This is a genomic window from Kitasatospora sp. NPDC024654 (assembly GCF_055559155.1).
This window is the reverse complement of record NZ_JBVHLF010000016.1, coordinates 1-25,810: the sequence shown is the minus strand read 5'-3', so window position 1 is coordinate 25,810 and position 25,810 is coordinate 1. Positions and strand designations below refer to the sequence as shown.

The following is a 25,810-nucleotide window of genomic DNA, read 5'->3' as shown; positions in this document are numbered from 1 at the left end:
CCGCCGACGTCCTAGTGCACGGCACCACCAAGACGTCGATCCGCACCACCGCCTCCCTCCCTGTCGACCTCCGGCTGGTCCCCCCCCCCCCCCCCCCCCCCCCTCTCCTCTCCTCCCCCCCCCCCCCCCCCCCCCCCCCCCCGACCTGGTGCTCCGCCGGTTGGATTCGAACCAACACTGCAAGGCTTCAAAGGCCTGCGGGCTGCCGATTACCCCACGGCGGATGGCTGCTCAGACCATACCGGAGTCGTCAGCCGGCTGGGTATCGCCACCGATCCCGAGTGTGACGATCACGCCACCCGCACGAGTGCCCCGGTCGGCCGCGCTGCGCTTCCCATCGACCACCCGCAGTACCTACGATGCCGTAGGTTACGCAAACGTAGGCTCCGCCTCCACCGCAAGCTCCTTTCCCCAAGGGACGCCCCCATGACCGTCCAGGCCGGCGAAGCGCCCATGAGCGCCGCCCCCACCCCCGCCTCGCAGATCTCCGCCACCCTCGGCGGCGAGAAGCAGGGTCCCGCCGAGCGCCTCGCCCTCGCCCTCTTCATCGTGCTGCCGTTCCTGGCCCTGCTGGCCGCCGTCCCGGTGGCCTGGGGCTGGGGGCTGGACTGGACCGACGTGATCATCGCGACGGTCATGTACTTCACCGCCTGCCACGGCATCACGATCGGCTACCACCGCTACTTCACCCACCGCGCCTTCAAGGCCAACCGCCCGCTGAAGATCGCCATGGCGGTGGCCGGCAGCCTGGCCGTGGAGGGCCCGCTGGTCCGCTGGGTGGCCGACCACCGCAAGCACCACAAGTTCTCCGACAAGGCCGGCGACCCGCACTCGCCCTGGCGCTACGGCGAGACCGTACCCGCCCTGCTGAAGGGCCTCTGGTGGGCGCACATCGGCTGGCTCTTCGACTCCGAGCAGACCCCGCAGCACGTGTACGCCCCCGACCTGGTCAAGGACCGCGACCTGCGGACCGTCTCGCGGCTGTTCTGGCTCTGGACCACCATCTCGATGCTGCTGCCGGCGCTGGTCGGCGGGCTGGTCGGCGACAGCTGGCAGAGCGCCCTGAGCGCCTTCTTCTGGGGCTCGTTGGTCCGGGTCGCGCTGCTGCACCACGTCACCTGGTCGATCAACTCGATCTGCCACGCGGTGGGCGACCGGCCGTTCCGCTCCCGGGACCGCTCCGGCAACGTCTGGTGGCTGGCCGTGCTCTCCTGCGGCGAGTCCTGGCACAACCTGCACCACGCCGACCCGACCTCGGCCCGGCACGGGGTGCTGCGCGGCCAGATCGACTCCTCCGCCCGGCTGATCCGCTGGTTCGAGCTGGCCGGCTGGGCGCGGGACGTCCGCTGGCCCGACGCCGGGCGCATCGCCGCCCGGCGCGTCGCATGACCCGTCACCTGAAGCATGATGGAGGGGTGAACGGGAGCACAGGAGACACCGCAGACGGCCACCGCCCGCCCCCACGTGCCGGGGCGAGCCCGCAGGGCGCCGCTCGGACGGGCTCCGCGGCTCCGGCCCGCGCGCGCGGCGCGCGGGTCCGGATGACCGGCAAGCAGCGCCGCGAGCAGCTGCTGGAGATCGGCCGCTCGGTCTTCGCCGAGCGTGGCTACGACGGCACCTCGGTGGAGGAGATCGCCGAGCGGGCGGGCGTCTCCAAGCCGGTGGTCTACGAGCACTTCGGCGGCAAGGAGGGGCTCTACGCGGTGGTGGTCGACCGCGAGATGCAGCTGCTGCTGGACATGGTCACCGGCGCGCTCACCGGCGGGCACTCGCGGGAGCTGCTGGAACAGGCCGCCTTCGCGCTGATGGACTACATCGACACCTCCACCGACGGCTTCAAGATCCTGGTCCGGGACTCCCCGGTCGCCCAGTCCACCGGCAGCTTCGCCTCGCTGATCAGCGACATCGCGACCCAGGTCGAGGACATCCTCGGACTGGAGTTCAAGGCCCGCGGCTTCGACCCCCGGCTCGCCCCGATGTACTCGCAGATGCTGGTCGGCATGGTGGCGCTGACCGGGCAGTGGTGGCTGGAGGTCCGCAAGCCGCAGAAGGCCGAGGTCGCCGCCCACCTGGTCAACCTTGCCTGGCACGGGCTCGAGGGGATGGAACGCCACCCGAAGCTGGTCGGCGACCGGCAGAACTGAGGCCCCGTCCTGAAACCTCCCGGACACCCTCCGGCGTCCTGGCGGTTTTCTCGACATCAAGAGGCTTCATATCGACAGAACCACCGATACACTGATCGCCATGGAGGACGAGGTCGACCGCCTGGTCGCAGCATGGCGCCGAGAGCGCCCCGACCTCGACGTGCAACCGCTCCAGGTGCTCAGCCGGGTCAGCCGGCTCGCCCGTCACCTGGACCGGGCCCGCCGTGCCGCCTTCGCCGAGCACGGGCTCGAGCCCTGGGAGTTCGACGTGCTGACGGCCCTGCGGCGGGCCGGCGAGCCCTACCAGCTCTCCCCCGGCCAGCTGCTCACCCAGACCCTGGTCACCTCGGGCACCATGACCAACCGGATCGACCGGCTGGCCGGCAAGGACCTGGTCCAACGACTGCCCGACCCGGACGACCGGCGCGGGGTGCTGGTCCGGCTCACCCGCTCCGGCCAGGAGCGGGCCGACCAGGCGCTGGCCGGCCTGCTGGACCACGAGCGCCAGCTGCTCTCCGAGCTGTCCGGCGGTCAACAGGCCGAGCTGGCCGCCCTGCTGCGGCAGCTGGTCGCGCCCTTCGACAACCTCCCGTAGCGGACGACCCGTCAGGGTCCGGCGGGCGCCACCGCGGGCGGGTCCGCCGGCGCGATGCCGGCGCGGCGGGCCAGCGCCACCGCGGCCAGCGTCGAGTGCACCCCCAACTTGCCCAGCACGTTCTGCATGTGGGTGCGCACGGTGTGCGGGGAGAGGTACAGCCGCTCGGCCACCGCCTGCCGCCCCATCCCGGCCACCATGCAGCGCAGCACCTGCTTCTCGCGCGGGGTGAGCGAGTCCACCAGCCGCTCGCTCTCGGTCCGGTCCCGCCGCGCGGTGGTCAGCTCCCGTACCACGCCGGTCAGCAGCGCGGGCGGCAGATGGGTCTCGCCACGCAGCACCCCGCGCACCACGGCCAGCAGCCGGCTCAGCGAGCTCTCCTTGGCCACCCAGCCCGCCGCCCCGGCGTAGAGCGCGCGGACGGCGCGCCGCGGGTCGTCCTCGGCGGCCAGCACCACCGCGCGCAGCCCGGGGTGGCTCTGGCAGGCCCGGCCGAGCAGGGTGATGCCGTCGGCCGCCCGCCGCCCGTCCGCCGCGGGCTCGGGCACCGGGCGCGCACCGGGCGGCACCCGGCCGGCCAGCGCGCTGCCGGCCTGCCGCGGCGCGGGCACCACGCCGACCGTGCGGCGCACCGGGGCCGGCGCGGGATCCGGCTCGACCGCCGCCCGGGGACGCCGGGGCGGCCCGAGCGCGGCGGGCGAGCCGAGGTCGGCGTCCACCAACAGCACGTCGAACGGCCGGCCGTCGGCCGCGGCGCGTACCAGCGCCTGCTCGGCGGCGGGCGCGCTGCCGGCCGCGCCGACCTCGATCTCCGGCTCGGCGGAGAGCGCCGTAGCCAGGGCCTCGGCGAAGATGCGGTGGTCGTCGACCACCAGGACGCGGATCCGCGCCATGTCGGTATCCCCCCTGCTCGGGCGTCGGCCCCCACCGATACCGGACTCAGAGTACGGGGATGACTGCGACGCGGCAGGAGTTCGGTGAAAATCGGTCAGAACGGGCCGCCCCGGTCAGCCGGTCCCGTCAGTCGATCCGGTGGGCGCCGGTCGAGGCCACCGCGGTGAAGACGCCCGGCACGGCGTACCCGGCCTCCCGGAACGCCGCGGTCACGCCCTCGGTGACCTCCGGCGCCCGGTCGGCCGGGACCAGCGCGATCACCGAGCCGCCGAAGCCCGCGCCGGTCATCCGGGCCCCCAGCGCGCCCGCCGCCAGCGCCGCCTCCACCGCGAGGTCGGTCTCCGGACACGAGACCCGGAAGTCGTCGCGCAGCGAGGCGTGGCCGGCCGTCAGCACCGGGCCGAGCCCGGCCGGGTCGCCGGCGTCCAGCGCCGCCACCGCCTGGCCGACCCGGGCGTTCTCGGTCACCACGTGCCGCACCAGCGGGCCGAGGTCGGCCGGCAGCCGGTCCAGTGCCGCGGACAGCCCGTCCGGCGCGAGGTCGCGCAGTGCGGGCAGCCCGAGCAGCTCGGCGGCCCGCTCGCAGCCGGCCCGCAGCGCCGCGTAGGTGCCGTCCGCCAGGTCGTGCTTCACCCGGGTGTCCACCACCAGTAGTCGCAGGTCGTGCGCCGCGAGCTCGAACGGGATCTGACGCCACGTCAGATCACGGGTGTCCAGCAGCAGGGCGGCCCCGGCCGTGCAGCAGGACGACGCCATCTGGTCCATCACCCCGCACGGCACCCCGCCGAAGACGTTCTCGGCCCGCCGCGCGACCAGCGCCGCGGCCGCCGGCGGCAGGTCCAGCCGGTAGAGGTCGCGGTAGACCGCGGCGACCACGCAGCCCAGCGCGGCCGAGGAGGAGAGCCCGGCCCCCATCGGCAGGTCGCTGTCCAGGTGGACGTCGGCGCCGCCCACCTCGTGCCCGGCCTCCCGCAGCGCCCAGACCACCCCGGCCGGGAGGCTCGTCCAGCCGACGGTGTCACCGGGGGCCAGCCGGTCGGCGGCCAGCTCGGCGAGCCGGCCGTCGCCCTGCGCGCTGAACAGCCGCAGCAGTCCGTCCGAGCGCCGCCGGGCCGCCGCCCGGACGGACTGCCGGAGCGCGATCGGCAGCACGAACCCGTCGTTGTAGTCGGTGTGTTCACCGATCAGGTTGACCCGCCCGGGCGCCGCCCAGACCCCCTCCGGTGAGCCGCCGAAGACCCGCTCGAACTCGCCCCGCACCACGCGCTCCCGCCTCCGCCGACGGCGGACCAGTTACTCGGCCTGTCCTACTCGGCCTGGGCCTTGGCCACGGTGAAGGCCCAGGCGTCCGCCACGATGTCGTCCAGCTCGGGGCGCTTGGGCTTCCAGCCCAGCGCCTGGTGGGCCCGCTCGGCCGAGGCGACCAGCACCGCCGGGTCGCCGGCCCGGCGCGCGGCGATCTGCACCGGGATCTCCCGGCCGGTCACCCGCTTGACCGACTCGATCACCTGGTGGACCGAGAAGCCGCTGCCGTTGCCCAGGTTGCAGATCAGGTGCTCGCCCGGCTTCGCGGCGTCCAGCGCCAGCAGGTGGGCCTCGGCGAGGTCGGCGACGTGGATGTAGTCGCGGATGCAGGTGCCGTCCGGGGTCGGGTAGTCGTCGCCGTAGACGGCGATGTGCGGGCGCTGGCCGAGCGCCGCCTGGAAGACCAGCGGGATCAGGTGCGACTCCGGGTCGTGCCGCTCGCCGTACGTGGCGCCGGACGAACTCGCGTACGCGCCGGCCACGTTGAAGTAGCGCAGGCTGACCGCGGCGAGGCCGTGGGCGACCGCCTCGCTGGTGATCAGGTGGTCCACGGCCAGCTTGGTGGCGCCGTAGGTGTTGGTCGGGGCGGTGCGGGCGGTCTCCGCGATCGGGACCGCCTCCGGCTCGCCGTAGCAGGCCGCGGTGGAGGAGAAGACCAGCCGGCGCACCCCGGCCTCGCGCATCGCGCTGATCAGCTCCAGGGAGCCGGCCACGTTGTTGCGCCAGTACTTCTCCGGGTCCGCCACCGACTCGCCGACCTGCGAGGAGGCGGCGAAGTGCAGCACCCCGTCGAAGGAGTCGTCGAGCACCCGCGCGGCGTCCTGGATCCGGCCGTGCACGAACGCGGCGCCGGCCGGCACGCCCTCGCGGAAGCCGGTGGAGAGGTCGTCCAGCACCGTGACGGTGTGCCCGGCCTCCAGCAGGTGGGCGGCGACCACGCTGCCGACGTAGCCGGCACCCCCGGTGACCAGGTACTTGCTCATGTTGCGACCTCCCGCAGGCGGTGTGCCGCCGCCTCCGGCGACACATCGTTGACGAACGCGTCCATGCCGGATTCGACCCCGGCGAGGAACTTCAGCCTGCCTACCGTACGTCGGATCGTGAACAGCTCCAGATGCAGTGCCAGCTCCTCCCCGCCGGACCGGGGTGCCTGGTGCCAGGCGGCGATGTACGGGGTCGGCCCGGGGCCGGGCCCGCCGCCCGGGCCGGGCGGCCCGAACAGCCGGTCGAAACGGCCCAGCAGGTCCAGGTAGAGGCGTGGGAACTCGGCCCGCTCGGCCTCGGTGAGCGCGGTCAGGTCGGGCACCCGGCGGTTCGGGTAGAGATGGCACTCGTACGGCCAGCGGGCCGCGTACGGCACGAAGGCCGTCCAGTGCTCGCCGGCCGCCACCACGCGGACGGGATCGGCCCGCTCGGCGGCCAGCAGGTCCTCGAAGAGGTTGCGGCCGGTCCGGGCCCGGTGCTCGGCCGCGGAGGCAAGCATCCGGCCGGTGCGCGCGGTGGTGAACGGGAACGCGTAGATCTGACCGTGCGGGTGGGCCAGCGTCACGCCGATCTCCGCGCCGCGGTTCTCGAAGCAGTAGACCTGCCGGACGTCCGGCAGCGCGGACAGCTCGGCGGTGCGGTCGGTCCAGGCCTCCAGCACCAGGCGGGCCTTGGCCTCCCCGAGGGTGGCGAACGACGCCTGGTGGTCGGAGGTGTAGCAGACCACCTCGCACCGGCCGGTGCCCGGCCGCCCCTGCCGCAGCGGCTCGTCCAGCGCGGCGACCCGCGCCGCGGCGTCGGCGGCCAGCGAGGGGAAGCGGTTCTCGAAGACCACCACGTCGTAGTCGGCGGCCGGGATCTCGCTCGGCCGGCCCTCGCGGGAGGGGCAGAGCGGGCACTCGTCGGCGGGCGGGAGGTAGGTGCGGCCCTGCCGGTGGGCCGCCACGGTGACCCAGTCACCGAGCACCGGGTCGCGGCGGATCTCGGAGAGGCTGGCCACCGGTTCCAGCGGCCGCCGGTCCGGCGCGTCGCGCGACACCGACTCGTCACGGTCGTAGTAGATGAGCTCGCGACCGTCCGCCAGCTTGGTCGTCGTCTTCCGCACGGTCTCCGCCTCTGCTGCCTTCGTCCGCCGGGCTGCCAACATAATCAAACATTACCCATCAGCAGTCAACAGTGCGGCACGCGCGCGGACGCCCGGAAAAGCACCGAGGGCGGGCGCCCGGTGGCGCCCGCCCTCGCTTCTTCCGCTTCCTAGTCCCGCACCAACGCTCCCTAGTCCCGCACCAACCGGGCCAGCAGCCCGGTCCGGTCCGCCACCGCCGCCGCCTCCAGCCGGGTCCGGGCGCCCAGCTTCATCAGCACCCGCTGGACGTGCGTCCGGGCGGTGCTGGGCGCGATCCCCATCCCCTGGGCGATCTCCTGGGTGTCCTGACCCTCCGCGATCCGCGCCAGCACCTGCAGTTCGCGCCGGGTGAGCGCGCCCAGCAGCCGCAGCGCCTCGTCGTCCGGCTCGCGCACCGGGTGCAGCAGCCGCTCGAAGGAGGCCTGCAGCACCTCCACCGCCACCGCGGCCTCGCCGGCCCTGGCCCGGCCGATCGCGCGGTCCACCACCTCGATCCGCTCGTCGCTGCGCACGTACCCCGCCGCGCCCGCCGCGAAGGCGCCGGCCACCGCCCGCAGGTCGTCCACCGGGCCGAGCACCACCACGGCGGCCTCCGGGCGCTCCTGGCGCAGCCGCCGCACCGGCGCGAAGACCCCCGGCACACCCGGCCGGGCCACCCCGAGCAGGCAGACCTCCGGGCGGCGCTGCACCACCAGGTCGACCGCGGCACCGGACGGGCTGCCCACCGCCAGCACCCGGTGCCCGCGCACCTGCAGCGCGGCGGCCAGCGCCTCGGCCAGCAACCGGTGATCGTCGACCACCACGAGCCGCACGCCCACGGCGCCCTCCCCCGTACCCTGCGCGAAGCCCGCGCGACGCGTACCGGTCGTACGCCACAGCACTGTTGACGCACCATCACAGCGCATCCGCCACCCGGACGCCAGCACGGGGAGCTGGGGGGAGGATAACGAAAGAGCGGACGGCCGAAGGCCGCCCCGCAACGCCCGGGCAGCCGCCGGGCAACCGCCCGGCGGACAACGAAGAAGGCCCCCGCCGTGATGGCGGAGGCCTTCTCGATGGAGCCCCCATGCGGAATCGAACCGCAGACCTTCTCCTTACCATGGAGACGCTCTACCGACTGAGCTATAGGGGCGAACCGGTCGAACGAGGAAGACTTTACATGGTCATCGGGCGGCTTGGGAAATCGGTGCCCGCCCGGGACTCCACGCCGGGCACCGGCCCGCGCGCCCGCGCTCAGGCGGTGGAGGCCGCCGGCCCGCCGGCCCGCCGCGCCTGGTCCACCTGTTCCACCGTCAGATCGCACCCGCCGGTCTCCGTCAGCCCCCGCAGGCAGCAGAGCGCCAGCACACCCAGCCCGGCCAGGTACCAGCCGACCGGGGTCGCCGTCCCGTAGACCGCGGTCATCCTGGTCGCCAGCAGCGGCGCGGTCCCGCCGCCGATCACCCCGCCGAGGTTGTAGGTGAGCGCGGCACCGGTGTAGCGCACCCGGGTCGGGAAGAGCTCCGGCAGGTACGCCCCGACCGGCCCGAGCAGCAGCCCGAGCAGCGCCGAGGTACCGGCCAGCGACAGCAGGATCAGCGTCGTCCGCAGGCTCTCCAGCAGCGGGAAGATCAACGGCGACCAGAGCGCCGCCAGCCCGGTCGCCAGCAGGGTCACCCGGCGCCGCCCCCAGCGGTCCGAGGCACCCGCGGCGAACCAGACGGTCAGCGCCCCGAGCGGCGCGGCGAGCAGCTGCAGGGTGAGCATCAGCGTCCGGTCCAGGCCCAGCTGCCCGGTCGCGTAGCCGAGCGCGTAGGTGCCGCTGAGGTAGAAGAGCGCGTAGCCGAACGAGAGCATCCCGGCGCCCAGCAGTACCGGCCGCCAGTGCCCGCGGAGCACCTCCAGCACCGGCACGGCCGGCCGCTCGGCCGCCGCGTGCCGGGCGAAGACCGGCGTCTCGGCGATCCGCAGCCGGACGAACAGCCCCACCCCGACCAGCAGCAGCGAGCCCAGGAACGGCACCCGCCAGCCCCAGCCGGCGAAGTCCCGGTCGCTGAGGGTCGCCGATAGGGCCAGGAAGACCGAGCCGGAGAGCAGCGAGCCGGCGCACGGCCCGAGCTGCAGGAAGCCGGCGTACCGCCCGCGCCGGCCGGCCGGCGCGTACTCCGCCAGCAGCAGCGCCGCGCCGCCCCACTCGCCGCCCAGCCCCAGGCCCTGGCAGAACCGCAGCACCACCAGCGCCAGCGGCGCCCAGAGCCCCCAGCGGCCGTACCCGGGCAACAGCCCGACGGCCGCCGTGGAGAGCCCCATCAGCAGCAGCGAGATCACCAGCACGGCCTTGCGCCCCAGTCGGTCGCCGAAGTGGCCGAAGAACACCGCGCCGACCGGCCGGGCCACGAACGCCACCGCGTACACCGACAGCGCGGCGAGCAGCGCCTCGGTCGCGCCGAGCACCGGGAAGAACTCCCGCCCGAAGACCAGCGCCGCGGCCAGCCCGTACAGGAAGAAGTCGTAGAACTCGATCGCCGTCCCGACGAAGGCGGCCACCGCCACCCTCGCCAGGCCCGGGTCCCGCTCTGACGCCAGCTCAGTCACCATGGCCCCGACCCTGCCGGGCGGGCACCCGCCGACCAACCGCCACCCGGGTGACGAGGGCGCGGACCGTTCGCGGCCACCCCGGGGGCGTACGCCCGATCGTGGGAATCGACGGGTGGTGTGGCAGGTTGGAGGGGGCGGGAACCCCCTCCGCGCCATCGACACCTGCACCTGCACCTGCACCGACGGGACCGACGTGATACCCACCCCCGACGGCCCGGCCTGGTGGGCCCGGGCGGCCCGCCCGGCCCGTCCCGCGCTTCCCTGGCAGCTGATGGTCCGTGCGGCGCTCGGCATGGCCGTCCCGCTCTTCGCCGGGCTGGCCACCGGCCGGCTGGACCTCGGGGTGTTCGCCGGGCTCGGCGCGATGCACGCCACGATGAACGACCGGGTGGAGCCGACCGCGCTGCGGCTGCGGCGGATCGCGCCGGCGCTGGCCGCCTCCGCGCTGGGGATGCTGGTCGGCGCCACCCTGCAGCACCACCGGGTCGGCACCGAGGCGGCCGGCCTGGCCCTCATCGCGGTCGGCTTCGTCTCCGGCGCGGTCAGCGCGACCGGGCCGCGCGGCTCGGCGGCCGGGATGCTGCTGCTGGTGTCGGCGGCGCTGGGTGGCGGAATGGCGGCGCCGCACCCGTGGTGGGCGGGCGCGCCGATGATGCTGCTGGGCGCCGGGCTGGTGCTGCTGCTCGGGCTGCGCTACCGGTCGCGGCCGGCGACCGACCCGCGGGTCCGCGCGCTGGCCACCGTCTACCAGGCGCTGGGCGGTCTGCTGGCCACGCTGGACACCCCCGACGGGCCTACCGCCCGCCGGGTGCTGACCGCCCGACTGAACCAGGCGCAGGACCTGCTGCCGCACCCGCACCCGAACCGCCTCGAATCGCCGCGGCACCAGCGGGTGCGCCGGGCCTACGAGGCGGCGCTGGCCGCCTCCGAGACCGCCACCGCCCTGCTCTGGGCCCGCCGCCCGGTCCCGCCGGAGATCGCCGCGCTGCCCGGTCGGCTGGCCGCCGCGCTGGTCGCGGACGACGGGCCGGCGGCCGGACCGGACCACGGGCCCGGCAGCGAGCCGCCGGCCGTGGCGGTGCCCGACTGGACGCCCGGCACCCCCGCGCTGCGCGCGCTGGACGCCGCGCTGCGGACCGCCGCCGACGCGGTGGCCGGCCGGCCGACCGACCCGGCCACCGCCGTGCGCACCGCCAGCGCGCCACCCGCGGACCCGTGGCGGCTGCGGGTGCGACTGCTCTCCCGCGGCTCGGTCCGCTACGGCCTGCGGGTCGCGCTCTGCATCGCCGCCGCCACCGCGGCCACCGCCTCGCTGCCGCTGAACCGTGCCTACTGGGTGCCGATGACGGTGGCCTTCGTGCTCAAGCCGGATCTCGGCTCGGTCTTCCTGCGGGCCGTCAGCCGCTCGGTCGGCACCGTGCTCGGGGTGATGCTCACCGCCGGCGTGCTCGTGCTCACCACCGACCACTGGGTGCTCGCCGCGATCGCCGCCGTCTGCGTGGCACTGCTGCCCTACACGGTCGCCGCGCACTACGGGCTGAACACCGCGGTGATGACGCCGATGGCGCTGGTGCTGATCCAGCTGGCCGGCGGCAGCGGGGTGGCCGAGTTCTGGCCGCGGGTGCTGGACACCGTGCTGGCCAGCGTGATCGTGCTGGTGCTCGGCTACCTGCTCTGGCCCGAGCGGCCGCCGCACCGGCTGGAGCCACGGATCGTCGCGGCGGCCGGGGCGGTGCGCGGCTACCTGGGCGCGGTGGTACGGCCGGACCGGGCGCCGGTGGCCGAGGTCTGGCTGCGGCGCACCGCGTACCGGGCGCTGGCCGACGCCCGCGCGGAGGTGCGCCAGGGGCTGGCCGAACCGCCCCCGGCCGGGCGGCAGGCGGAGGCCTGGCTACCGGCCACCGCCGCGCTGGAACGGCTCAGCGGCGCCGTCGCGGCCTACGCGGCGCAGCTGCGCTACGGCAGCCAGCAACCCGAACCCGCCGAGGTGGAGCGGGTGTTGGCGGCCCTCGACCGGCTCACCGAAGCGGCCCGGGCACACCGGCCGCCGACCGGCCGCACCGCACGGCCGACCGAGCCGCACAACCCGGCGCACAGCGCGCTGGCCCGGGCCGCCGGGGAGCTGGAACAGCTGCTGGGCTGACCGGAGTTCGCGTCCGGTCGGCCCAACTCCGGTGCCACCGGAGCTGCTACTGGGCTTCCTCGGCCAACTCCAGCCAGGAGAGCTCCAGTTCCTCCTTCTCCTCCAGCACCTTGCGGAGCTGCCCGTCCAGCTCACCGACCTTGCCGAAGTCCGCGGCGTGCTCGGCGAGCTGGGCGTGCAGCTTGGCCTCCCGCTGCTCCAGCTTGGCGATCTGCCGCTCGATCCGCTGGAGCTCCTTCTTCGCGGCCCGGGTGTCCCCCGCCGACTTCGCCGGCCCGCCGACCGTGGCCGGCACGGCCACCGGCACCGCGGCGGCGACCACCGCGGCCCGCCGCTCCAGGTACTCGTCCACGCCGTTCGGCAGCATCCGCATCCGCCGGTCGCCGAGCAGCGCGTACACGGTGTCCGTGGTCCGCTCGATGAAGAACCGGTCGTGGCTGATCACGATCATCGAGCCGGGCCAGCCGTCCAGCAGGTCCTCCAGCTGGTTGAGCGTCTCGATGTCCAGGTCGTTGGTCGGCTCGTCCAGGAAGAGCACGTTCGGCTCGTCCATCAGCAGCCGCAGCAGCTGCAACCGGCGGCGCTCACCACCGGAGAGGTCGCCGAGCGGGGTCCACTGCTTGTCCTTGCCGAAGCCGAACTGCTCGCAGAGCTGGCCCGCGCTCATCTCCCGGCCCTTGCCGAGGTCGACCCGCGAGCGCACCTGCTCGACGGCCTGCAACACCCGGGTGGCGGGGTCGAGTTCGGCCACCTCCTGGGAGAGGTAGGCCAACCGGACGGTCTTGCCGACCTTGATCACCCCGCCGGTCGGCTGGACGTCCCCCTGCGAGGCGTAGGCCGCCTGCAGCGCGCGCAGCAGCGAGGTCTTGCCGGCGCCGTTGACGCCCAGCAGGCCGATCCGGTCACCCGGGCCGAGGTTCCAGGTCAGCCGCTCCAGCAGCAGCTTGTCGCCGGCCTTGACGGTGACGTCGGCGAGCTCGAAGACCGTCCGGCCCAGCCGCGCGTTGGCGAACTTCATCAGCTCGGACTTGTCGCGCGGCTCCGGCACGTCCGCGATCAGCGCGTTGGCGGCCTCGATCCGGTAGCGCGGCTTGGAGGTCCGGGCGGGCGCGCCGCGGCGCAGCCAGGCCAGCTCCTTGCGGGCCAGGTTCTGCCGCTTGCTCTCCTCGGTGGCCTCGATCCGGGCCCGCTCGGCCCGGGCGAAGACGTAGTCGGAGTAGCCGCCCTCGTACTCCCGGACCTCGCCGCGCTGCACGTCCCACATCCGGGTACAGACCTGGTCCAGGAACCACCGGTCGTGGGTCACGCAGACCAGCGCGGAACGGCGGTTCCGCAGGTGCTCGGCCAGCCAGGCGATGCCCTCGACGTCCAGGTGGTTGGTGGGCTCGTCCAGCACGATCAGGTCGGGCTCGCCGAGCAGCAGCTTGGCCAGCGCGATCCGGCGGCGCTCGCCACCGGAGAGCGGGCCGATCACGGTGTCCAGGCCGTTCGCGAAGCCGGGCAGGTCGAGGCCGCCGAACAGCCCCTGGATGATGTCGCGGATCCGGGCGTCGCCCAGCCACTCGTGGTCGGCCCGGTCGGCGATCACCTCGTGCCGGATGGTGGCCTTCGGGTCGAGCGAGTCGTGCTGGGTGAGCACGGCCATCCGCAGGCCGCCGGAGTGGGTGATCCGGCCGGTGTCCGGTTCCTCCAGCTTGGCCAGCATCCGGATCAGGGTCGTCTTCCCGTCCCCGTTCCGGCCGACCACGCCGATCCGGTCGCCCTCACTGACGCCGAGGCTGACCCCGTCCAGAAGGGCCCGGGTGCCGTAGACCTTCGTGACGGACTCGATGGTGGCGAGGTTGACGGCCACGTGCGCTGCGCTCCTGGGTTCGGTGGACTGGGCTCCCAAGAGTAGTCGGCCGGCCTCGAGCTCCTCCGCCCGAGCTCGCGGCCCACCGGCCCGGCCGCCGCGGCCCGCGACCGGCCGCGGCGGCGCGGCGGACCTCCAGCGGCCCGGCGGCGTCGGTGGGGCCGCGCGACGGCAACGGGCGATCACCCCCAAGGGTGACCGCCGGTCACTCCGGCAGAACCTCCGCGCCCGGGACCGGGCCGTGCGTGGCCCGGGCCGTACGGCAGGTGCCCGAGGCGGCCAGGGTGGTGGCGATGGCGGCCGCCGACTCCGCGTCCGCGGCCAGGAAGGCGCAGGTCGGGCCGGAGCCGGAGACCAGGGCGCCAAGCGCGCCGGCCGCGGTGCCGGCGCGCAGCGTGTCGGCCAGCGCCGGACGCAGCGAGAGCGCGGCGGCCTGCAGGTCGTTGCCGAGCGCGGCGGCCAGCGCGGCCGGGTCGCCGGCGGCCAGCGCGGCGAGCAGGGCCGGGTCGGCGTCCGGGGTGGGCACGTCGGTGTCGGCGGAGCCGGTGCCGCCCACCTCGCGCAGCCGGTCGCACTCGGCGAAGACCGCGGGGGTGGAGAGGCCGCCGTCGGCTACCGCGAAGACCCAGTGGAAGGCGCCGGTAACCGGCAGCGGTTCCAGCAGCTCGCCCCGGCCGCGGCCCAGCGCCACGCCGCCGAGCAGCGCGAACGGCACGTCCGAGCCCAGCTCGGCGGCCAGCTCCAGCAGCACCGGCAGCGGGGTCTTCAGCTCCCAGAGCGCGTCGCAGGCGACCAGCGCGGCGGCACCGTCGGCGCTGCCGCCGGCCATCCCGCCGGCCACCGGGATGTCCTTGGCGATGTGCAGGTGGACCCGCGGTTCGACGCCGTGGTGCGCGGCGAGCAGCCGGGCGGCCCGAGCGGCCAGGTTGCTGCCGTCCAGCGGGACCTGGTCGGCGTCGGGGCCCGTGCAGCTGAGGGTGACGCCCTCCTCGGCCGGCGTGGCGGTCACCTGGTCGCCGAGCGCGACCGCGAAGAAGACGTTGGCCAGGTCGTGGAAGCCGTCCGGGCGGCGGCCGCCGACCCCGAGCTGGACGTTGACCTTGGCGGGCACCCGTACGGTGACCGAACCGGCGGCGGGCGAGTGGGTCACAGCACGGGCACCTTCGGCTTGTGCTCGGCGATGGCGGCGAACTGCTCCACCGTCAACATCTCGCCGCGCAGGGTGTGGTCGATGGCGGCGGCCGCCAGGGCCTGCTCGGCGGCGGCGGGCGAGCCGGCCCAACCGGCCAACGCGGCCCGCAGCGTCTTGCGGCGCTGGGCGAACGCGGCGTCCACCACCGCGAAGACCTCGGCCCGGGTGGCCGAGGTGGTCGGCGGCTCGCGGCGGATCAGCGAGACCAGACCGGAGTCGACGTTCGGCGCCGGCCAGAAGACGTTGCGCCCGATCGCGCCGGCCCGCTTGACCTCCGCGTACCAGTTGGCCTTCACCGAGGGCACCCCGTACACCTTGCTGCCGGGCCGCGCGGCGAGCCGGTCGGCGACCTCGGACTGCACCATCACCAGGGTGCGCTCGATGCTGGGGAAGGTGGCCAGCATGTGCAGCAGCACCGGCACGGCCACGTTGTACGGCAGGTTGGCGACCAGCGCGGTCGGCGCCGGGCCGGGCAGCTCGGTGACCTCCATCGCGTCGCTCAGCACCAGGTCGAAGTCGCCGGCCCGGGCGGGCATCCGGGCCGCGATGGTGCTGGGCAGGTGCTGGGCCAGCAGCGGGTCGATCTCCACCGCCGTGACGTGCGCGGCGACCTCCAGCAGCGCCAGCGTGAGCGACCCGAGCCCAGGCCCGACCTCGACCACGGCGTCCTCGCCGGTCACCTCGGCGGCCCGGACGATCCGGCGCACGGTGTTGGCGTCGATGACGAAGTTCTGCCCACGCTGCTTGGTCGGGCGGACCCCGAGCGCGGCGGCCAGCTCCCGGATGTCGGAGGCGCCGAGCAGGTGGCTGTCGGAGGCGGGATCGGTGGTACTCACCGCCTAAGGATAAGGGCGGTCCCACCCCTCACGGCTCGACGACCTGCCTCAGTAGCCGAAGGCCCGGGCGGTGTTCCCGGCGATCGCCGCGGCCAGGGTGTCCTCGGGCAGGGCCAGGGTGGCGGCCATCGAGCGGAGGGTGACCGGGATCAGGTACGGGGCGTTGGGACGGCCGCGGTAGGGGTGCGGGGTCAGGAAGGGCGCGTCCGTCTCGATCAGCACCCGGTCCAGCGGGGTGACCGCGAGGGCGTCGCGCAGCGGCTGGTTGGCCTTGAAGGTGACCGGGCCGGCGAACGAGAGGTACCAGCCGTGCTCGGAGCAGACCTTGGCCATCTCGGCGTCGCCGGAGTAGCAGTGGAAGATCGTCCGCTCGGGCGCGCCCTCGGCCAGCAGCACGGCGATGACGTCCTCGTGGGCGTCCCGGTCGTGGATCACCAGTGCCTTGCCGTGCCGCTTGGCGATCTCGATGTGCCGGCGGAACGACTCCTTCTGGATGTCCACCCCCTCCGGGCCGGTGCGGAAGTAGTCCAGCCCGGTCTCGCCGACCGCGGCCACCTGCGGCAGCGCGGCCAGCCGGTCGATCTCGGCCAGTGCCTCGTCGAGCGCCGCCGAGCCGCCCGGCGAGCGGCGCTGCCCGGACCAGCCGTCCCCGTCGCCGAGCACGATCCGCGGCGCCTCGTTCGGGTGCAGCGCGACCGCGGCGTGCACCTGCGGGTACTGCTCCGCCAGTTCGGCCGCCCAGCGCGAGCCCGGCAGGTCGCAGCCGACCTGCACCACGGTGTCGACCCCGACCGAGGCGGCCTTGGCCAGCGCCTCCTCCGGAGTGCCGGACTGCATGTCCAGGTGGGTGTGCGAGTCGGCCACCGGCACCGCGAGCGGCGCGGGCAGCGGGGGCGGGGTGGAGCGGTCGTCGTCCTTGGCAGCCATGGTCCCCGAGCCTAACCGCGCGGGCCCGACCACGCGGCGGGGCCGCCCCCGAACCGTTTCTTCCGCGGTGAGGACGGCCCTGCGGGCGGGGAGCTACGCCTTCGGCAGCCAGAACTGGTACCACCTGGTCCGCAGCCGGCGCGGTCCGGTCGGCGCGGACGCGGCCGGGGTGGCCGACGGGGCGGCGGGCTCGCCGTGCGCGGCGTAGCCGGGCGCGTGGTGCCAGTTGTGCTCGACGGTGGCGACCCGGCCGGCGCGCATGATCCGCACGGTGTGGCCGCCGCAGCCCGGGCAGCTCGGCTTGAGCAGCGGAGACGGAACCCGGACGCCGTTGGCCCGGTACTGGATCACCGTGTGCCCGTCCCGGGCCCGGTGGTGCTCGATGTCGTACGCCTGTTCCCAGCCGTAACCGCAGCTCAGGCACGCGAAGGAGTAGGCCTCCCGGACCACGTCCACCGCTCCGCGCAGCACGGCGGCGGAGCTGGCGGCCGACGGCTCGCCGGGTCCGGGGCGGGTGGCCGGCTCCTGATCCGGGCCCGGCTTCAGGCCGGTCCCGGGGGTGCCACCCAGAGGGCTACCGATTGTCTCGCTCATCGCGGTCTCCCAGCGCCCGCCGGACGTTCGTCCGGTCCGGGTCTTTCCATCCGATGGAATGCCCAAGCGCCCTGGGGCGATACCCGGCTTGCCGAGACTTGGCCGGGTGTTGGACATCCCTGTACGAATCCCCGATAAACCCGCAGCTCAGCGAGGGTTTATCGGGTATCCGCTTTACCTTTTCCAACGGACTGCCCGGCGTGCGCGGAGGTCTTTTCGACGACCGGCGTACGCGGCGGGCGCCCGTCATTCCACGGTACGCGCGGGCGGGCCGGGACGCGCGGGACGACCGGGAAGGCCCCAACAGCCCCACCGGCCCCCGCTCAGCCGCCGTGCTTGGCCGCCACCACCGCGTCGAAGACCTCCCGCTTCGGCAGCCCCAGCTCCGCCGCGACCGCAGCGATCGCCTCCTTGCGCCGCTCCCCCGCCTCCTCCCGGGTGGCCACCCGGCCGGCCAGCTCCGCCGGGCTCAGCTCCGCGGGCGCGGCCGGCGGAGCGCCGCCGACCACCACGGTGATCTCGCCGCGCACCCCCTCGGCGGCCCACTCGGCCAGCTCGCCGATCGGCCCGCGCCTGACCTCCTCGTAGGTCTTGGTGAGCTCCCGGCAGACCGCGGCCGGCCGGTCCGCGCCGAACGCGTCGGCCATCGCGGCCAGCGTCTCGGCGATCCGGTGCGGGGCCTCGAAGAAGACCATGGTGCGCGGCTCGGCGGCGATCTCGGCCAGTTGGCGGGCCCGGTCGCCGGCCTTGCGCGGCAGGAAGCCCTCGAAGGTGAACCGGTCCACCGGCAGCGCGGAGAGCGCCAGCGCGGTGAGCACCGCGGACGGGCCGGGCACGGCGGTGACCTTGACGTCCGCGGCGACCGCGGCGGCCACCAGCCGGTAGCCGGGGTCGGAGACCGAGGGCATGCCCGCGTCGGTGACCAGCAGCACCCGGGCGCCGCCGGTGAGCGCCTCGACCAGCTCCGGGGTCCGGCCGACCTCGTTGCCCTCGAAGTAGGAGAGCACCCGGCCGGCCGGCGTCACGCCGAGCGCCTGGGTCAGCCGGCGCAGCCGCCGGGTGTCCTCGGCCGCGATCACGTCCGCCGAGGCCAGCTCGGCGAGCAGCCGGGGCGGCGCGTCCGCGACGTCGCCGATGGGGGTTCCTGCCAGCACCAGTACACCTGTCACCCGGCCATCCTCGCAGGCCGCGGGGAGCGCCCGGAGATTCCCGGGAGATTGGTGACGAACCGGGCAGCTTCGGAGGGAGCGGCCCTGCCGTAGGAAGGCGCCCCTACGATGTCCGGGTGAGTGGCGAGACGGCAGCAGAGACGGTGGCGGAGGCCCCCGCGGGCCCCGCGGCAGGCCCCGACGGCTCCGAGGAGGCCGGTCCGGCCCGCCCGGCGGGCGTCGGCTGGCGCGCCCGGCTGGCCGGCCACGGCTACCGCGCGCCCGAGCGGACCCCGCTCGCCGAGCGGCTGGTGCCGCCGATGCCGGACGGCCCCGGGGTGACCCCGGCGGTCGTCGCGCCCCCGCCGCTGCTGCGGCGCGCCGGGATCCGCGTTCCGGCCGGGCTGTGGGCCTGGGTCTGCCGCTGGTCCGGCTGGCTGGGTCCGCTGGCGGTGGCGGTCTTCGGCGGCGTGCTGCGGTTCACCAACCTGGGCAGCCCGAACGCGATCATCTTCGACGAGACCTACTACGCCAAGGACTCCTACGCGCTCTGGCACGGCGGCTACGAGATCGCCTGGCCGGACGACGCCAACGGGCAGATCCTGCTGCCGCACCAGACCATCCCCTACACCAGCGCGCCGTCCTTCATCGTCCACCCGCCGGTCGGGAAGTGGATCATAGGTCTGGGCGAGCAGATCTTCGGGATGCACCCGTTCGGCTGGCGGTTCATGGTCGCCCTGCTCGGCACGCTCTCGATCCTGATGCTCGCCCGGATCGCCCGCCGGCTCTTCCGCTCCACCCTGCTCGGCTGCGTGGCCGGCCTGCTGCTCTCGGTCGACGGGCTGCACTTCGTGATGAGCCGCACCGGGCTGCTCGACCTGATCGTCATGTTCTGGATCCTGGCCGGCTTCGGCTTCCTGCTGCTCGACCGGGACCACACCCGCGGCCGGATCGCCCGGCTGCTCGGCGAGACCACCGACGCGCAGGTGGCGCACCGGATGCGGTTCGGCTGGCGCCCGTACCGGCTGGCCGCCGGGGTCTGCGTGGGCCTGTCCTGCTCCACCAAGTGGAGCGGCATGTACGTGGTCGCGTTCTTCGGTCTGCTCACCGTGCTCTGGGACGCCGGCGCGCGCCGGACGGCCGGGGCCCGGCGGCCGTACTGGTCGACCCTGGTCCGGGACGGGCTGCCGGCCTTCGCCTCGATCGTGCTGGTCTCACTGGTGGTCTACGTCTCGTCCTGGGCCGGCTGGTTCGCCAGCAGCACCGTGCCGGGCAAGGGCGGCTACGACCGCGGCTGGGCGCTCGGGCGGCACGGGCTCTCCACCGAGTTCGTCACGCTGCCGGTCCTCGGCAAGGTGAAGATGCCGTTCCAGGTGGACATGAGCTGGGTGCCGGCCAGCCTGCGCTCGCTCTGGCACTACCACAGCCAGATGTACGAGTTCAACATCAACCTGCACAGCCCGCACGTCTACCAGTCCAACCCGTGGAGCTGGCTGCTGGACGCCCGGCCGGTCTCCTTCTACTACGACTCGCCGCGGTTCGGGGAGAGCGGCTGCAAGGCGAGCCAGTGCGCCTCCGAGGTGCTCGCGCTGGGCACCCCGCTGCTCTGGTGGGCCGGGATCATCGGCTTGGCGTACTGCCTCTACCGTTGGGCGCTGCGGCGGGACTGGCGGGCCGGGGCGGTGCTCTGCGGGCTGGGTGCGGGCCTGCTGCCCTGGTTCGAGTACCAGGACCGGACCATCTTCTTCTTCTACGCCGTGGCCTTCGTGCCGTTCCTGGTGCTGGCGGTGACCATGCTGATCGGCGCGCTGATCGGACCGGCCACGGCCACCCGCGAACGGCGGCTGATCGGCGGGGCGGCGGCCGGCCTGCTGGTGCTGGCCGTGATGTGGAACTTCCTCTACTTCCTGCCGCTCTACACCGGTCAGGTCATCCCGCTGTCGGACTGGCGCTCCCGGATGTGGTTCACCACCTGGATCTGAGCCCCACCACGGGTTCACCACCCGGTCCGACCAGGACCGGAGCCGACCAGATCGGTTCCGGTCAGCCCGGGTTACGGGCCGACCCTGGGTCTGTACCAGGTCTGTCACGAGTGGCAGCCGGTTCCGGGAGCCCGCTTGATCGGAGCTTAGGCTTTGCTGTCCTGACCTTTCTGCCAGATCCCCGGGGGAGCCTCATCATGCGCCATGGCGCGAAGACCGCCGCCGTCACCGCCGTCGCCGTCGTCATGCTGGCGGCCGGTGGGTACGGGGCGTACAGCCTGGTCGGATCGAGCAGCAAGGGCTCGGCCGCCCCGAAGCCGCGCACCGTGGTCGCCGAGCCGCCCTCCGCCGAGCTGGCCGCCAGCACGGCGAGCACCTTCCTGGCCGACTGGTCCAAGGGCGACCTCGCGGGCGCCTCGCAGCTGACCGACGACCCGCAGAGCGCGCTCACCGCGCTGACCGCGTTCCAGACCAACGTCAAGCCGAGCGCGCTCACCCTGGCAGCCAGCGGCCCGGCCACCGCGGCGGCCTTCGCCTCGGCGACCGCGAGCCCGTCCGCCGCCGCCTCCGCGGCCCCCTCGCCGTCCGCCGCCGGCTCCCCGTCGGCGAGCGCGTCCGGCTCGCCGGGCACCGCCAACCAGGTCCTGGAGAGCTTCAGCGCCAAGGCCGATTTCACCGGCACCGCCAACGTCTGGCAGTACACCGGCTACCTGGGCATGGAGAAGATGAGCGACGGTACCGCCGTCGTGCACTGGGCGCCGACCGTGATCCACCCGCAGCTGACCGCCGGCGAGACCCTCACCACCCAGCCGATCTACTCGCCGCCGTCCTCGGTGACCGACCGCAACGGCAAGTCGCTGGCCGGCTTCCCCTCGCTCACCGGGATCGTGGCGAAGTTCCAGCAGAACGTGCCCACCGGCGACCCGGCCGACGCCGGCTCCGCCGTGGAGCTCACCGACCCCACCGGCAAGAACCAGCCGCAGAAGCTCTTCACCATCACCCCGCCCAAGCCCGGCCAGCCGTTCAAGCTGACCATCGACGCGACCGTCCAGGCCGCCGCCGAGAACGCGGTGAAGGAGCAGGCCGCCAAGGGCCACCAGGCCGGCATGGTGGCCATCGAGCCCAGCACCGGGCAGATCCTGGCCGTCGCCGACGCCGGCACGGCCGGCAACACCATCTCGCTGCTCGGCGCCACCGCGCCCGGCTCCACCATGAAGGTGATCACGGCGACCGCCCTGCTCCAGGCCGGCATCAGCCCGAGCGCGAACATGCCCTGCCCGTCCACCTTCACGGTCGGCCAGACCTACAAGAACGACTTCTCGGACGCCCGGCCGAACAACACCTTCACCAACGACTTCGCGGTCTCCTGCAACACCGCCTTCATCAAGCAGGCCACCCAGACCCTGAAGTCCGGCGACCTGGCCGCGACCGCCAAGAACTACTTCGGCATCGGCGACTGGAAGATCGGCGTCACCTCGGCCGACGGCTCGGTCCCGGGGCCCGGCCAGAGCCCCGACGAGACCGCCGCCGAGTACATCGGCCAGGGCAAGGTCACCATGAACCCGCTGCAGATGGCCTCGGTGGCGGCCACCGTGGAGAGCGGTACGTTCAAGCAGCCGATCCTGGTCGCCGGCCTGCCGCAGACGCCGGCCGCCCAGCAGATCCCGCAGGGCGTGCTGACCAACCTGCGCTCGATGATGAACGCCGTCTTCACCGAGTCCGACGGCACCGGCTACGGTCTGGCGAACGGGCTCACCGGCAACATCGGCGGCAAGACCGGCACCGCCGAGGTCGGCAGCCCCTCGAACCCCACCAACAGCTGGTTCACCGGCTACCGCGACAACCTGGCGGTCTCCGCCGAGGTGATCGGCGGCGGCTTCGGCGCCCAGGCGGCCCTGCCGGCCGTCACCGAGGTGCTCAGGGTCGGCAACCCCGGCTGACGGCCGGCGCGGCGGGTGGTCAGGCCTTGCCGTAGACCTCCGCGGTGTTGTCCTGGGCCGGGTGGGTGTTACCCGCCGGGCCCGCCGCGAAGGCGCGCAGCAGGTTCTCGGTGACCTGCTGGGTGAGCGCGCCGGCCTGGGCGTTCATCGAGTGGTCGGCGCCGGACGAGCCGTCACCGGTGGCGTCCAGCGCCTCCACCCAGCGCATGGTGCCGGTGGCGAAGACCCCGGCACCGCTGGGCACGGTGTAGTACGCGCTGTCGCTGAAGCTCTTGCGGCCCTCGCAGGTGACCGGCGAGTGGGCCAGGATCTCGATCGGCTTGGGGGTCGGAAAGCCGGTGTTGACCCGGTCGTACTCGACGCCGACCAGGTGCGGGAAGCTGTCGCCGGCCTGCACCCCGGTGCCCGCGTAGAGCCAGTGGCCGGGGTTGGTCACCACGTACGGCTCGTCCACCGGGTAGCCGTCGTAGATCACGCCCAGCATCGAGCTCTCCGGGTCGGCCTGCGGGCTGACCCGGTAGTCGTTGGTGGGCGGGTGGCCGGCGGCGAAGCCCGGGTCGTCCTTGAACGAGGTCTTGTAGCAGACCACCGTGCGGTTCGGGCCGGTCGGCGAGGCCTCGTAGCGGACCCGGCGGAAACAGCAGTTGGCGCCGAGGATGGCCAGGTTGGTACCGGCGTCCCGGGCGGCGGTGACGTTGGCCCGCTGCTCGGGCGACCAGTACTCGTCGTGGCCCAGCGAGATCAGCGCGGTGGCGCCCTTGAGCAGGCCGGGGTCGCCGGCCAGGTCGATCCCGGTGGTGTAGGCGAGCGGGATGCCGAGCCGCTCGGCCAGCGCGATCAGCGGCGCCTCGTACACCAGGAACAGCCCGGCACCGTCGGCGTACTGGTACGGGCGGTCGAAGGAGACCACCAGCGAACGGGTCGCGTAGGCGCCGTTCTGGCCGTTGTAGAGGTTGTAGTCACCCCAGAGGTTGTAGGCCTGCCAGGTCGACACCGCGTTGACGATCACGGTCTTGCCCGCGGTGGAGGCGGACCGGACGGTGACCGGCACGTAGCGCTGGCCGGCCCCGCCGTCGGCGTCCAGCCGGAGCAGGTAGCTTCCCTCGGGCCAGCCACTGGTGTCGACGGTGGTGTTCTTGGCCCAGGACGTGGAGACCATCCGCGTCTTGGGATCGAGGTGGGCCGCCTCCTGCTTGCTGCCCGGCAGCCGGTCCGACTTCCAGACCAGCCGGCCACGGGCGCCGCCGTACCAGCCCATCCGGTAGGCCGAGACGGTGAAGCCTGGGGCGGTGGTGGAGACGTACAGGCCGAAGCTCTCGCCCGGCAGCACGCTCACCCGGTCCGACCAGCCCTCGATGGCGTCGTCCGGCCCGGCGTTGCCGATCTTCCAGTCCGCGTTGCCCGCCTTGCCGGCCTCGCCCTGCGGGCTCGGACTCGAGCCGCCCACTCCCGTGCCGGACGGCTGGTAGCCGCGCTGCTGCTCGGCCGACTGGGCGCTGCGGTTGGTGCCGCAGGCCGCCAGGCCGCCGGCCGCGGCTGCCGCGGCGGCCGCGGCCAGCCCCAGGAACCGCCGCCGCCCGGGCTTGCGCTTCGGTACCCGTCGCTCACCCATGTCTCTCCGCTCCTCGTAGCCGTGGGAACCCCTCCCATGGTCGCTCACCTGTTCTCAGCGCTCGCGCGCCGGTGGCCGTCACAGGACCGGGCGGGCTAAGAGGCGATGCTGAGGCTGCTGTCCTCGGCCGCCCGGGCGCACCTGACCGTACCCGGAACGGCGGGCGGCCGGTGGCTGGCCAGCCGGGGCCAGATGGCCAGCACGGCGGGCAGCGCGAGGTAGCCGAAGCGGCCGGCCGGGGCCAGCATGAAGCCGACGGTGAGCCCGGCGGCCAGGTAGTCGGCGGCCGCGACGGCGGTGGTCGGCGGCCGCAGCAGCAGCCAGCCGGTCACCGCGAGGCCGCCGAGCACCAGCAGCACCAGCGAGACGGTGTGCCCGGCCGGCCCGAGGTCGGCCAGCACCTTGCCGGGCAGCGGGCTGCCGGCCGGCGTCTTCACCGCGGTGAGGCCGAGCGGGAACTTCACCACCTGGTCCACCAGGTCCTGCGGCCGGGTCAGCGCGTACGGCAGGATCACCACCGCGCTCGCCAGCAGCGCGATCAGCGCCGTGCGGGCCGCCGGGCGCCGCCCGTACAGCCGCCAGAGCAGCAGCGCGGCGACCGGCAGGGCCGGCCAGGCGGTCCACTTCAGCGTGCAGGCCAGCGCCAGCACCAGCCCGGCGGCGACCGTCCGGTCCCGGGCGGCCAGCGCCATGGCCAGGCAGCAGACGCCGATCAGCGGCAGGTCGACCCCGCCGACGGCCAGCATCAGCGCGATCAGCGGCGAGCCGGTCAGCACCGCCAGCGGGAGCAGCGGCGACCGCTCGCGCTCTGGTCGGAGCAGCCGCCAGCTGGCCACCAGGCAGCCGAAGAAGCTCAGCGCGAACCAGATCCGGGCATCGCCGAGCAGCTGGCAGACCGGGTTCCCGCTGCCGAGCACCGCCCGGGGCAGGCCGAAGAGCGACATCGCCGGCAGGTACGGGTTGAAGTCGGAGACCGTGGTCGGATCCGGCAGGTAAGGGGTCCCGGTGTGCAGCAGCAGCTGGGCCGAGCGCTCGACCACCATCACCTCGGACTGCCGGTGCCCCTGCACGGCCAGCAGCACGAGCGGCAGCAGCACCGCCCCGACCAGCGCGATCCCGGCCGCGGCCCGGCCCGCGAAGCGCCTCGGCAGCGCCGCCACGGCGAGCCCGGCCAGCAGGTAGGAGGGGGCCGCGACCAGGCCCCAGAGCCGCTGGTTCGGCAGGTTGGAGACGATCGGGAAGGCCGCCGCCCAGCCCGCCGCGACCAGGCAGCCGAACAGGTGCACCCAGCGCCGGGCGAACAGCCCGCCGGCCGGAGCGGCGACCAGCCGCTCCAGCAGGGTCCGGCCGCCCGGGCCGCTTCGCGCCGCGCTCCGCGGCGCCGGATGGCCGGCCGGGCCGGCGGCGCTCCCGCTCCGGCGCGGCCTGCCCACCGCCTTCCGCCCCGGCTCCGGTCGGGCCGGGTGCCCGCCCGGATGCCCGCCGGGCAGCCGAACGGAGCGTCCGGCATGCGGCTGCGCGACGCGGCGGCTGCCGAACCGCCCGCGGCTGCGGGGCGCTCCGGACGAACGGGTGGGCATCATGGGGTGAAGAGTATGGCGGGGGGGCATCCGCTGTCCTCAGACTCCAGGAGCTAGCCAGATCGGTTCTCAGCGGCTAGGCCCGTACTTCGCAGATCGGTGATTCGGATGGTTTGGCCGGTTGGCTGGTGTCCGGGACGGGGTCGGGAGCGTTGACTGGGTGTGTCGATGACTTCCCGGTCCCCGCGGTCACGGTCCCAGCGTCAGCGCCTTGAGTGTGTGGTGACGTCCGTGGTGGAGAAGCGTCTGGGCGCTCTGCCTGTCGCTGCCGAGTTTCTGCGCCAGCTGGATGTCGCTGGGATCGTCGACGAGCTGTGTCCGATCGACGCGAGCGCGCACCTGACGCACGGCCAGGTGATCGAGGCGCTGGTCGCGAACC

At 74.2% G+C, this 25,810-nt stretch carries 20 protein-coding genes and 2 tRNA genes; 6 read left to right on the top strand and 16 right to left on the bottom strand.

The window, feature by feature from the left end:
* Positions 1 to 151: 151 nt before the first annotated feature.
* Positions 152 to 224, bottom strand: a tRNA-Gln gene (locus tag ACZ38L_RS12665).
* Between the two features lie 202 nt (positions 225 to 426).
* On the opposite strand from ACZ38L_RS12665, the gene ACZ38L_RS12660 reads away from it, so the two are divergent.
* The 3 genes from ACZ38L_RS12660 (at position 427) to ACZ38L_RS12650 (ending at position 2,739) form a co-directional block, all read left to right on the top strand.
* On the top strand, positions 427 to 1,389 hold the full coding sequence (locus ACZ38L_RS12660) for an acyl-CoA desaturase (protein WP_465692050.1): 963 nt from the start codon (positions 427 to 429) through the stop codon (positions 1,387 to 1,389).
* A complete protein-coding gene (locus tag ACZ38L_RS12655; protein WP_465692048.1) occupies positions 1,386 to 2,144 on the top strand; it encodes a TetR/AcrR family transcriptional regulator in 759 nt (252 codons plus the stop codon). Before ACZ38L_RS12660 ends, ACZ38L_RS12655 begins: the two co-directional genes overlap by 4 nt.
* 100 nt (positions 2,145 to 2,244) lie before the next feature.
* Positions 2,245 to 2,739, top strand: a complete 495-nt coding sequence (locus tag ACZ38L_RS12650) for a MarR family winged helix-turn-helix transcriptional regulator (protein ID WP_396558064.1) — start codon at positions 2,245 to 2,247, stop codon at positions 2,737 to 2,739.
* 11 nt (positions 2,740 to 2,750) lie between these two features.
* On the opposite strand, the gene ACZ38L_RS12645 is transcribed toward ACZ38L_RS12650, so the two are convergent.
* From ACZ38L_RS12645 to ACZ38L_RS12615, 7 genes are all read right to left on the bottom strand, one after another.
* Positions 2,751 to 3,632, bottom strand: coding sequence for a LuxR C-terminal-related transcriptional regulator (locus ACZ38L_RS12645; protein ID WP_465692046.1), 882 nt, complete (start codon positions 3,630 to 3,632; stop codon positions 2,751 to 2,753).
* A 127-nt stretch (positions 3,633 to 3,759) separates the two neighbouring features.
* Positions 3,760 to 4,896, bottom strand: a complete 1,137-nt coding sequence (gene galK / locus ACZ38L_RS12640) for a galactokinase (protein WP_465692044.1) — start codon at positions 4,894 to 4,896, stop codon at positions 3,760 to 3,762.
* A 44-nt stretch (positions 4,897 to 4,940) separates the two neighbouring features.
* Positions 4,941 to 5,921, bottom strand: a complete 981-nt coding sequence (gene galE / locus ACZ38L_RS12635; RefSeq protein ID WP_465692042.1) for a UDP-glucose 4-epimerase GalE — start codon at positions 5,919 to 5,921, stop codon at positions 4,941 to 4,943.
* Complete coding sequence (gene galT, locus ACZ38L_RS12630; protein ID WP_465692040.1) at positions 5,918 to 7,027, bottom strand: galactose-1-phosphate uridylyltransferase; 1,110 nt, start codon at positions 7,025 to 7,027, stop codon at positions 5,918 to 5,920. Before galT ends, galE begins: the two co-directional genes overlap by 4 nt.
* 170 nt (positions 7,028 to 7,197) lie before the next feature.
* Positions 7,198 to 7,866 carry a response regulator transcription factor gene (locus ACZ38L_RS12625; protein WP_465692038.1) on the bottom strand — a complete coding sequence of 223 codons (669 nt, stop codon included), beginning with the start codon at positions 7,864 to 7,866 and terminating at the stop codon, positions 7,198 to 7,200.
* 238 nt (positions 7,867 to 8,104) lie between these two features.
* Positions 8,105 to 8,180: transfer RNA gene (locus ACZ38L_RS12620), tRNA-Thr, on the bottom strand.
* A gap of 101 nt (positions 8,181 to 8,281) precedes the next feature.
* Complete coding sequence (locus ACZ38L_RS12615) at positions 8,282 to 9,625, bottom strand: MFS transporter (RefSeq protein WP_465692036.1); 1,344 nt, start codon at positions 9,623 to 9,625, stop codon at positions 8,282 to 8,284.
* Positions 9,626 to 9,818: 193 nt separating this feature from the next.
* Here ACZ38L_RS12615 and ACZ38L_RS12610 point away from each other — a divergent pair, with 193 nt between their 5' ends.
* Positions 9,819 to 11,768 (top strand): FUSC family protein, encoded by a 1,950-nt coding sequence (locus ACZ38L_RS12610; protein WP_465692034.1) that lies wholly within the window; start codon positions 9,819 to 9,821, stop codon positions 11,766 to 11,768.
* A gap of 46 nt (positions 11,769 to 11,814) precedes the next feature.
* Here ACZ38L_RS12610 and ACZ38L_RS12605 read toward each other — a convergent pair whose 3' ends face one another.
* From ACZ38L_RS12605 to rsmI, 6 genes are all read right to left on the bottom strand, one after another.
* Positions 11,815 to 13,620 (bottom strand): ABC-F family ATP-binding cassette domain-containing protein, encoded by a 1,806-nt coding sequence (locus ACZ38L_RS12605; RefSeq protein WP_465692032.1) that lies wholly within the window; start codon positions 13,618 to 13,620, stop codon positions 11,815 to 11,817.
* A gap of 205 nt (positions 13,621 to 13,825) precedes the next feature.
* Positions 13,826 to 14,770: a 4-(cytidine 5'-diphospho)-2-C-methyl-D-erythritol kinase gene (locus tag ACZ38L_RS12600; RefSeq protein WP_465692030.1), complete on the bottom strand. Its 945-nt coding sequence runs from the start codon at positions 14,768 to 14,770 to the stop codon at positions 13,826 to 13,828.
* A complete protein-coding gene (rsmA, locus tag ACZ38L_RS12595) occupies positions 14,767 to 15,648 on the bottom strand; it encodes a 16S rRNA (adenine(1518)-N(6)/adenine(1519)-N(6))-dimethyltransferase RsmA (protein WP_465692028.1) in 882 nt (293 codons plus the stop codon). The genes ACZ38L_RS12600 and rsmA overlap by 4 nt, the downstream gene beginning before the upstream one ends.
* Positions 15,649 to 15,696: 48 nt before the next feature.
* On the bottom strand, positions 15,697 to 16,575 hold the full coding sequence (locus ACZ38L_RS12590; protein ID WP_465692026.1) for a TatD family hydrolase: 879 nt from the start codon (positions 16,573 to 16,575) through the stop codon (positions 15,697 to 15,699).
* Between the two features lie 93 nt (positions 16,576 to 16,668).
* On the bottom strand, positions 16,669 to 17,169 hold the full coding sequence (locus ACZ38L_RS12585) for a hypothetical protein (RefSeq protein ID WP_465692024.1): 501 nt from the start codon (positions 17,167 to 17,169) through the stop codon (positions 16,669 to 16,671).
* A 323-nt stretch (positions 17,170 to 17,492) separates the two neighbouring features.
* On the bottom strand, positions 17,493 to 18,338 hold the full coding sequence (gene rsmI / locus ACZ38L_RS12580; RefSeq protein ID WP_396558090.1) for a 16S rRNA (cytidine(1402)-2'-O)-methyltransferase: 846 nt from the start codon (positions 18,336 to 18,338) through the stop codon (positions 17,493 to 17,495).
* 116 nt (positions 18,339 to 18,454) lie between these two features.
* Here rsmI and ACZ38L_RS12575 point away from each other — a divergent pair, with 116 nt between their 5' ends.
* Positions 18,455 to 20,299: a dolichyl-phosphate-mannose--protein mannosyltransferase gene (locus ACZ38L_RS12575; RefSeq protein ID WP_465692022.1), complete on the top strand. Its 1,845-nt coding sequence runs from the start codon at positions 18,455 to 18,457 to the stop codon at positions 20,297 to 20,299.
* Positions 20,300 to 20,496: 197 nt separating this feature from the next.
* Positions 20,497 to 22,239 carry a penicillin-binding transpeptidase domain-containing protein gene (locus ACZ38L_RS12570; RefSeq protein WP_465692020.1) on the top strand — a complete coding sequence of 581 codons (1,743 nt, stop codon included), beginning with the start codon at positions 20,497 to 20,499 and terminating at the stop codon, positions 22,237 to 22,239.
* 19 nt (positions 22,240 to 22,258) lie between these two features.
* Here ACZ38L_RS12570 and ACZ38L_RS12565 read toward each other — a convergent pair whose 3' ends face one another.
* The gene (locus ACZ38L_RS12565; protein ID WP_465692018.1) at positions 22,259 to 23,851 is read right to left on the bottom strand and encodes a N,N-dimethylformamidase beta subunit family domain-containing protein; all 1,593 of its coding nucleotides are present in this window, start codon (positions 23,849 to 23,851) and stop codon (positions 22,259 to 22,261) included.
* 95 nt (positions 23,852 to 23,946) lie between these two features.
* On the bottom strand, positions 23,947 to 25,284 hold the full coding sequence (locus ACZ38L_RS12560; protein ID WP_465692016.1) for a glycosyltransferase 87 family protein: 1,338 nt from the start codon (positions 25,282 to 25,284) through the stop codon (positions 23,947 to 23,949).
* Positions 25,285 to 25,810 lie beyond the last annotated feature (526 nt).

What these genes read in the sequence shown, in the direction of transcription:
- ACZ38L_RS12650 (WP_396558064.1), top strand. Translation starts at nt 2,245, where the DNA reads ATGGAGGACGAGGTCGACCGCCTGGTCGCAGCATGGCGCCGAGAGCGC.
- ACZ38L_RS12585 (WP_465692024.1), bottom strand. Translation starts at nt 17,169, where the DNA reads ATGAGCGAGACAATCGGTAGCCCTCTGGGTGGCACCCCCGGGACCGGC.
- ACZ38L_RS12570 (WP_465692020.1), top strand. Translation starts at nt 20,497, where the DNA reads ATGCGCCATGGCGCGAAGACCGCCGCCGTCACCGCCGTCGCCGTCGTC.
- ACZ38L_RS12615 (WP_465692036.1), bottom strand. Translation starts at nt 9,625, where the DNA reads ATGGTGACTGAGCTGGCGTCAGAGCGGGACCCGGGCCTGGCGAGGGTG.
- ACZ38L_RS12660 (WP_465692050.1), top strand. Translation starts at nt 427, where the DNA reads ATGACCGTCCAGGCCGGCGAAGCGCCCATGAGCGCCGCCCCCACCCCC.
- ACZ38L_RS12565 (WP_465692018.1), bottom strand. Translation starts at nt 23,851, where the DNA reads ATGGGTGAGCGACGGGTACCGAAGCGCAAGCCCGGGCGGCGGCGGTTC.
- ACZ38L_RS12655 (WP_465692048.1), top strand. Translation starts at nt 1,386, where the DNA reads ATGACCCGTCACCTGAAGCATGATGGAGGGGTGAACGGGAGCACAGGA.
- galE (WP_465692042.1), bottom strand. Translation starts at nt 5,921, where the DNA reads ATGAGCAAGTACCTGGTCACCGGGGGTGCCGGCTACGTCGGCAGCGTG.
- ACZ38L_RS12590 (WP_465692026.1), bottom strand. Translation starts at nt 16,575, where the DNA reads ATGGCTGCCAAGGACGACGACCGCTCCACCCCGCCCCCGCTGCCCGCG.
- ACZ38L_RS12645 (WP_465692046.1), bottom strand. Translation starts at nt 3,632, where the DNA reads ATGGCGCGGATCCGCGTCCTGGTGGTCGACGACCACCGCATCTTCGCC.